General features: G+C 37.7%; 7 protein-coding genes. 6 read left to right on the top strand and 1 reads right to left on the bottom strand.

Translation table 11 applies throughout. The features are described 5' to 3' along the window. A partial coding sequence (locus tag MVY38_RS07600) for an FAD-dependent oxidoreductase (protein ID WP_297484903.1) occupies window positions 1-907 on the bottom strand: 907 nt, incomplete at its 3' end. A 90-nt stretch (window positions 908-997) separates the two neighbouring features. On the opposite strand from MVY38_RS07600, the gene MVY38_RS07595 reads away from it, so the two are divergent. From MVY38_RS07595 to MVY38_RS07570, 6 genes are all read left to right on the top strand, one after another. Continuing rightward, the gene (locus MVY38_RS07595; RefSeq protein ID WP_297484901.1) at window positions 998-1,204 is read left to right on the top strand and encodes a hypothetical protein; all 207 of its coding nucleotides are present in this window, start codon (window positions 998-1,000) and stop codon (window positions 1,202-1,204) included. Beyond that, complete coding sequence (locus MVY38_RS07590; RefSeq protein ID WP_297484899.1) at window positions 1,201-1,887, top strand: tetratricopeptide repeat protein; 687 nt, start codon at window positions 1,201-1,203, stop codon at window positions 1,885-1,887. Before MVY38_RS07595 ends, MVY38_RS07590 begins: the two co-directional genes overlap by 4 nt. 2 nt (window positions 1,888-1,889) lie before the next feature. Beyond that, window positions 1,890-2,504, top strand: a complete 615-nt coding sequence (ribE, locus tag MVY38_RS07585; RefSeq protein ID WP_297484897.1) for a riboflavin synthase — start codon at window positions 1,890-1,892, stop codon at window positions 2,502-2,504. Next, window positions 2,468-4,288 (top strand): DNA helicase RecQ, encoded by a 1,821-nt coding sequence (gene recQ, locus MVY38_RS07580; protein WP_297484895.1) that lies wholly within the window; start codon window positions 2,468-2,470, stop codon window positions 4,286-4,288. Before ribE ends, recQ begins: the two co-directional genes overlap by 37 nt. Before the next feature lie 84 nt (window positions 4,289-4,372). Beyond that, window positions 4,373-5,368 (top strand): efflux RND transporter periplasmic adaptor subunit, encoded by a 996-nt coding sequence (locus tag MVY38_RS07575; RefSeq protein WP_297484893.1) that lies wholly within the window; start codon window positions 4,373-4,375, stop codon window positions 5,366-5,368. Beyond that, window positions 5,368-8,285, top strand: a 2,918-nt coding sequence (locus MVY38_RS07570; protein ID WP_297484891.1) for an efflux RND transporter permease subunit, incomplete at its 3' end; no start/stop codon positions are given. The genes MVY38_RS07575 and MVY38_RS07570, both read left to right, overlap by 1 nt.

The raw sequence follows: 8,285 nt of genomic DNA, 5'->3' as shown, positions 1-8,285 counted from the left end.
CCGATGTTTGTGGTTCTATAAAAAGATGGTGTCTCTCTTTATCTGGAAATTTATCTATTTTATCTTCAATAGATGGGCAGTATCTTGGAGATTTTCCAGCAATTTGTCCTGTAAAAAGGGGTGCACGGTAAAAATTTGACTCAATAATATTGTGCGTACTTTCATTGGTATAAGCTATAAAACATGGAAGTTGCTTTTTCGTTTTTTGAAATTCCTCTCTATCTGTACGGAATGAAAAAGGATTTGGCAGTACATCACCATCTTGTTCGTCCATCTTATCAAAATCAATGGTAGAGCTATCAACACGCGCACAAGTTCCCGTTTTAAGCCGTGCCATATTCAAGCCGCAATCTTCTTTTAGTGAAGCACTAAGCCCAACACTTGTCTGCTCACCAAAGCGTCCACCAACTTGTTGAATCTCTCCAACATGAATAATTCCATTTAAAAAAGTCCCACTCGTAATAATGACTTTTTTTGCTCTATACTCATTTAAAAGTGCTGTTTTTACACCTTCAATAGCGCCATTTTCAACAATCAGCGATTCAACCGTATCTTGTGCTAAATCCAAATTTTGCGTATTAAGAATAACATTTCTTGCAATAACTCTGTATTTGTCCATATCAATTTGAGCTCGACTTCCTCGAACAGCAGGACCTTTAGTTTGATTTAAAATCCGAAATTGTATTCCTGCTTCATCAGTAATCAAGCCCATTTCACCACCAAGTGCATCTATTTCACGGACAAGATGCCCTTTTGCCAAGCCACCTATAGCAGGGTTACATGAAGTAGCTCCTACATTTTCTGCAAGCATCGAGACCAAAAGCGTTTTATTTCCCATACGCGCAGCCGCTAAGGATGCTTCTATCCCTGCGTGACCGCCACCTACTACTATTACATCATAATTCATATAAAAATCCATTCTATTATCTTAATGCGAATTTTATCATATTTGAGTATCATTAGCTCAATATAAACAAATTTAATTAGGGTTTTTAAGATGGATAGAGATTTATTTAAAGACTATGTACCTGAAATCTTAGTGTATGACGAAAAAGTAGATGGAAGTTACGAGCATAAAATTCGTGATGAGCATCTCAACACAAAAGAGAAACTACTTGCAAAAGTAAGAAAAGCAAAGGCTGCCGCAAAGGGCAACCAGACGATATACAGACAACCAATACGCACGGAGAATGAAGACAAATGATACAAAAAGCAAATGAAGCCTACACTGCAGGTGATTATGAGACTGCGTTTAAGCTCTACACAGAATTATCCGCACAAGGAAATGCAGATGCACAAACTTCACTTGGGTATATGTACCAACTAGGACAAGGGTGCCAAAAAGATGATGTAAAAGCCTTAGAACTCTACAAAAAAGGGGCAGAAGCAAAACAGCCTTACGCACTTTTTAATCTTGCAATTTTGTATGAAAACGGTATTGGTGGGGTAGAACATGACCAATTTAAAGCACATGATTTACATCTTGAAGCAGCAACCCGTGGCGTACCTCCTGCAATGTATGAAACAGCCCTAATGTTAGAGCGTGGACTTGGCTGTATGCAAAACTACTCTGAGGCGGCATTTTGGTATGAAGAGGCGGCTAAACGAGGTCACTTGGAGGCATTTAATAATCTTGGTGCGCTCTATAAAGAGGGGCATGGAGTTGTGCAGGACGATGCAAAATGTTTTGTCTGTTTTAAGCGTGCAGCAGATGGTGGTTTGGCACAAGGACTTTACAATCTTGGACTTTTATATGACCAAGGTATCGGATGTGAAATAGATAATGACAAAGCACTTGACTTATGTCGAAAAGCGGCCTACAAAGGGCACGAAAAAGCAAAACAAATTATTCAAGGTCTTCAAGAAGACGGCAAGATAGTGTTCTAACGATGTTTACAGGTTTAATAAGAGAAGTCGCAAGCGTTAAAAGCTTGGTAGGGAGCACACTTACCATCAAATCAAAATATAAAGCCGAACTTGGTGATTCTGTTGCCATAAATGGAGCCTGCCTTACTGTTGTGAAAGTAAATAACGATGGATTTAGCGTGGAGCTCTCGCCTGAGAGTCAAAAACTCTTGGCAATGGAAAATTACAGAGGTGAAGTACATATTGAACCTGCCATGAAAATGGGTGATAGATTTGAGGGGCATATTGTGCAAGGGCATATTGACACCATAGGCACAGTGAAAGAGATAAAAAACAATGGTAACTCTTACGATATCTTCATAGAGGTCGATAAAAAATTTATTGGTTTTATTGTACCAAAAGGATCCATCACAATTGACGGTGTGAGCCTTACTGTTAATGATGTAAACGCAGCCTCTTTTCGACTTACAATCATTCCCCACACAATGAAAGAGACACTCTTTAAAAGCTACAAAAAAGGCTCGCGTGTCAATGTAGAGACCGATATGTTTGCCCGTTATGTCGCTCACATCATAAACCATCAGAAGTCATCTTCTCTCTCATGGGACGAAATAGATGCCATCAGCACAAGTTACTAGGTCGCAGCATTAAAAAAAAAATACTTAAAGACAATTTTGGTCATAACAATTTTCGAGAGCTTCAAGAAGAGGGAGTTGATGCCATTTTAAATGGACAAGATTTGCTAATGATACTCCCAACAGGAGGTGGAAAAAGTCTTGTATTTCAACTCCCTACCATGATGATGGATGGGCTGACTATTGTCATTTCTCCTCTTATCGCTCTTATGCAAGACCAAGTAGCAGCACTTAAAGCACAAAATATCTCTGCGGAGATGCTCTCCTCGGCACAAAATTATGATGAAGTGCAAGATATCATCGCCCTTGCGTTTAATGGCAATTTAAAGTTTTTATACCTCTCTCCTGAACGATTAAATAATGGCTCAACCATAGATATGCTGCGTAATCTCAACATTAACTTTTTTGTCATTGATGAAGCACACTGTATTAGCCAATGGGGGCATGAATTTCGTGATGATTACCGTGCTTTGGGCAATTTAAAAGCTAATTTTCCAAATACGACCATCGCTGCGTTTACAGCAACCTCAACAGACAATGTCACAAGCGATATTTTACGAGAGCTGCGTTTAGAGAACCCCCTGCTGCTTAAAGGCAAGGTATTTCGTAAAAATATCTTTATCTCCACCGAGAGACGCATAAGCAATGGCTATGCACAGCTCAAAAACTTCCTCTTTCGACACAAAAATGAGAGCGGCATCATCTATGTAAGCTCTCGCAAAAAAGCAGAGGAGTTAAGTAGCCATCTTAATCAAAACGGCTACAAATCACTTGCTTACCACGCAGGACTACCACAACATGTCAGGGAGCAGAACTTCAAAATCTTTGTTAATGACAAAGTAGACATCATGGTCGCAACCATTGCGTTTGGAATGGGAATAGACAAGAGTGACATCCGTTTTGTGGTGCATATGTCTCTACCAAAATCACAAGAGAATTACTACCAAGAGATTGGGCGTGCGGGGCGTGATGGCGAAGACAGTGAAGTGCTGCTGCTATTTAATGCAGGCGATATGGCGCAGCATAAAAGGTTTCTTGCAGACATAACAAACGAAGAATACAAAGCGCATTTGAGCACCAAAATAGATAAAATTTACAAATATGCTACAAGTGAAATATGCTTTCATAAACAACTCGCCGAATACTTTAACGACACGCTCGATGAGTGTAAAGATCGCTGTGATAATTGCTTAAGTTCTGATGATTTGCGAAAGGACATCACAAAAGAGGCACAGATGATTTTAAGTGCTATCTACAAAACAAATCAAGGCTTTGGAAAGAACTACATCATCGATATTTTACGCGGTTCAAGTGAGCAAAAAATATTGGCAAACGCAGCCGATAAGCTCTCTGTTTACAACATCGGAGAGCACCTCAGTAAAAAAGAGTGGTTTGTCATAGTTGAGAGACTTTTGGAGCTTAAAATCATAACACTTGGTGAGTTCAGTGTTTTAAAACTCACACAAGATGCCATAGCTATTTTAAAATCTCAAAAAACGGTGGACATAAAATCTTCAAGAATGCAGGTAAACACAAAAACAAAAGCCATCAAACAAGAAAAAGAGTTCGACTACGATGAAGAGCTCTTTGAAAAACTCCGCATTAAACGCAGTGAACTTGCAAGTGAACTTGGTGTTCCTGCCTACATCATTTTCAGCGACAAAACCCTCAAACATTTAGCAGATGATATGCCGACAAACAAAGAGGAGATGCTTGAGGTAAACGGTGTGGGAGAGAAGAAATTTGCACAATTTGGAGAGGCTTTTTTAGAGGTTATTGATTCTTAGGAATAAAAATTATTATAAAACAGACTTCATTTTCGTTTCATCCCAATCCACTATAATTAGAAATATTATATTTTAAGGTTAGCTATGTTTAACAAGATTTTACCACTTATTTTTATCTCTTTACCGCTTTTTGCTTCAGGGCTTACCATTAGTATCACGCATCCAGTTAAAAAATCACTCCCGCTTACGCTACAAGCTACTGCTGTTGTAGTAGCGAAAAATCAGAGTGTAATTACCACACAAAGTGCAGGTATAGTGCATTTTTTTATTACACAGAACGCTTTTGTCTCTCGTGGTGATTTAATTGCAAAAGTGAATAACCCTCTGCGTCAAAAAAGGCTCCAATTTTTAAAAAACAGAGTAGCTTTACAAACTAACGAACTCAATACAGAAAAGCGTAAACTCAAAAATATAAAAGAGAAATATACTATGGGTGTTGGCTCAAAAAATAGCTACTTAAGTGAAAAAATAGCTTTTTCACAACTCAAAGAGACGCAAGAAAACACACAAAATGAGTATGACATTCTTCTAAAAGAGCAGCTAAACGCAGCGATTTACGCACCAAAAGATGGTGTTGTAACAAATCTTAGTGCAAATAACAGCTTTATTCATTATGGAGAAAAAATAGCATCACTCCTTAGTGCAGATAATTTTGTCAAACTTTTTGTAGATGCTAGTTACGCACAAAAAATTAAAAAAGGAATGCTTGTAAAGGTACAAAGCAGTTACAAAAACTGTAATGCGACCATTATAAATGTTTTGCCACAAAGTAGCGATAATCTTATAGAAGTAATGGCAAAACCAACAGTGAAACTCCCTTTAAATCTACAACTTAATGCACAAATAGAACTCAAAATCCTCACAGGGGTTTTGATTCCAAAAGAGGCTATTGTTTTGGTCAATAACCATCCTACTATTTATCTTATAGATGAAAAAAACATCGCACATCTCTTTTTTATAAATATCCAAAAAGATATGATACAAAATGCCCTTATAAAAAACAGACTTCCTAAAAATGCGAAAATTGCACTTAAAAATGCCTATATGCTTCACGATAATTTAGAAGTGAGTGTAAAATAATGCAAGAGAAAAAAGGGTTTTATCTTTATATACTCAAAAATAAACTGGCTATTATTCTCATTATTACGCTATTAGCTTCTATTGGCTACAAACTCTCAACAAATATTCCAAAGGGAGTCCTGCCAAATATCTTTTTTCCGCGTATTGAAGTGAGCATAGACAATGGGCATACACCTATCTCACAAATGCTTTATGCAGTCACAAAACCCAGTGAAGAGGCGCTAAAAACTGTTCAGGATGTACAAAAAATAGTCTCTTCTACATCAGTAGGAACGACCGATATTAACATCTATTTTAATTGGAACATTAACCCTTACCTTGCCTACCAACTTGTGCAGGCTCGTATGGCAGACATCAAGAACTCCATAAGTCCAGATGCAAAAATAACCATCAGACAAGCTACACCAAGCATGTACCCTGTCTCCATTTATGCCATATGCTCAAACAATCTCTCGCGTGCAAAACTAAGCGAAAAACTCTACTATGAGCTCAAACCTGTACTCCTTGGGATTGATGGCGTTTACGATATACAGATGAAAGCTCCTGCGTGGAGCGAGTACAAGCTTGTGCTTGATAGTAAAAAAGTAGCAGCCTATAAACTTAATGTTGATGACATTATTAAACAGTTAAAAGCGCAAAACTCCATAGATTTTTTAGGTCTTATAAACTCCAAACATACACAGTACATTCTCTCATTGAATCAAAAAAGAGACAATGCAAATGATTTGTTACACCTCAACATCAAGCTTGAAAATAAAAAGAGCATCAAACTAGCAGATATTGCCCTACTCCTTGAAGAGCAAAACCCCATCAAAGAGTTCTCGGCTTCAAGTGACTACAAAAACAGTGTAGTCTTTGATCTGCTACGCCAACCCAATGCAAACTCCATCTCTGTACAAAATGCCTTTAATAAAAAAATAGCCCTTTTAAATAAAAAGCTTGCAAATGAAGGCATCCATATAGAGAAGTATTATGATGGGACTGCGTTTATAAAAAAAGCCATTAGCAGTGTTATTGATGCCATTGCTCTAGGCTCTTTTATTGCGGTACTCATTATCTTCTTTTTTCTCAGAAAATTCACCCTCTCTTTAGCAGCGCTTGTCATTATTCCTGTTACATTTTTTATTACTATGATTGGGATGAAGCTTATTGGCATTGATTTTAATATTTTCTCACTCGGTGGTATGGTCGCAGCACTTGGCGGACTTATAGACCAGATGCTTATTGTCATAGAAAACATAGAGAGGCATTATGAAAATGGGGAGAGTAAACAAGATGCCATTATAAAAGGTGCAAAAGAGATTTTGCCTATTATGAGCATAGCTACAACCCTCTCCGTGCTTATTTTCATCCCTCTTTTACTTGTAAGTGGCATAGTCGGGGAATTTTTCAAACAACTCGCCACTGTTTTAGTCATTACCTATGTTGTTTCTCAAATTATTGCCATTTTTTTAACCCCTATTATCGCCTATCTTACACTTCCAAACGCAGTCAATAAACATAAAGACTTTATGCAAAAGTATATTGACAAATATATTGTATTTTTAAGAAAAAGCTTCCAATACTCTTGGATTTCTCTTCCAATTATCATACTTTCACTTACAACATCTGCCTATCTCTATTTTCATATCCCCTCTACTTTCCTACCTGAATGGGATGAGGGAAACATCGTAGTAGATTTGGTACTGCCAACGGACATTACTTTAAAAGAGTCCCAAAATGAGTTTGCACAAATCGGAAAAATCATTAGCTCCATTGAAGATGTAAAAGGCTGGACAATGCGTATAGGTACGGGTCTTGGACGGCTTAATGTTCCCATTAACAATGGAGATTTTCTCGTAACACTCAAAGCAAATCATAAACGCAGCAGTTTTGAAGTCATAGAGACAATAAGAAAAGAACTCGAAAATAAAATTCCAAACATAGTAGAGCTTGGACTCTCTCAGGTGTTAGAGGACAGGCTTGGGGACATTATGGGAGCAGATGCACCCATCGCCGTAATGCTCTTTGGCTCAAACCCAAATGAACTCACCAAAGAGGGGTACAAACTCCAAAAGCAGCTCCGCTCGCTCAAAGGTATTCAAGAGGTTAATGTACTTACCTCCTATGCCTCTCCCTCAATTAACATAAGAGCAAAAAGCATTGCTCTTTCACGCTATGGTATTGATGAAAATATGATAAGAACACAGATTCGTTCACTCTACTATGGAGAGGTTGTTGCTTCTGTTGCCAATGGAGAAAAACTTACAAATTTTAGAGTCATTATGAGCCGTCCAGATGTAGACCCCATTGTCTATTTGAAAAATGAACTTAAAATCTACTCACCGACACTCAAAAAGAGGATTCCACTTCATGAGCTTGCAGATATATCATTTAAAAATAAAGTAGCAGAAGTCACACATTACAACCTCTCGCCAGTATGTGTCTTGGGCATCCGATTTCAAGGTAATGATATGAGCGGTGTTGTAAGAGAGATACAACACTCTTTAGACAATGCAAAGTTACCTGAAAATATTACAACCGACATTAGCGGTTTTTACAAAGAACAGCAAAAATCATTTAAAGAGATGAGTTTGGTTATTGTTTTTGCGGTGCTTATTATCTTTATAGGTCTATTACTAAATTTTAGCTCTCTTCGCATTGCGTTTAGTATACTTATGGCGCTAATATTGACAACAACAGGAGTCCTTAGCGCCCTCTTTATCACAGGAAAGCCACTTGATATTATGGCATTTATGGGCATACTTATTGTGCTAAGTATTGTCATAAATAACAATGTCCTTATTTTTGATTTTTATCAGATAAATTTAAAACATCAAAGCGATGAAATAGAACAGCAGCTCGATGCACTATCTCTAAGAGCAAAACCAATTCTTATGACAATGGTCTCAAACGCCTTAGCCCTTTTACCTATCGC

This window comes from Sulfurimonas sp., from assembly GCF_027056685.1.
In the GTDB taxonomy this organism is placed as follows: Bacteria; Campylobacterota; Campylobacteria; order Campylobacterales; family Sulfurimonadaceae; genus Sulfurimonas.
Note: the sequence above shows the minus strand (reverse complement) of the source record. Positions and strands in the feature narration are given on the sequence as shown.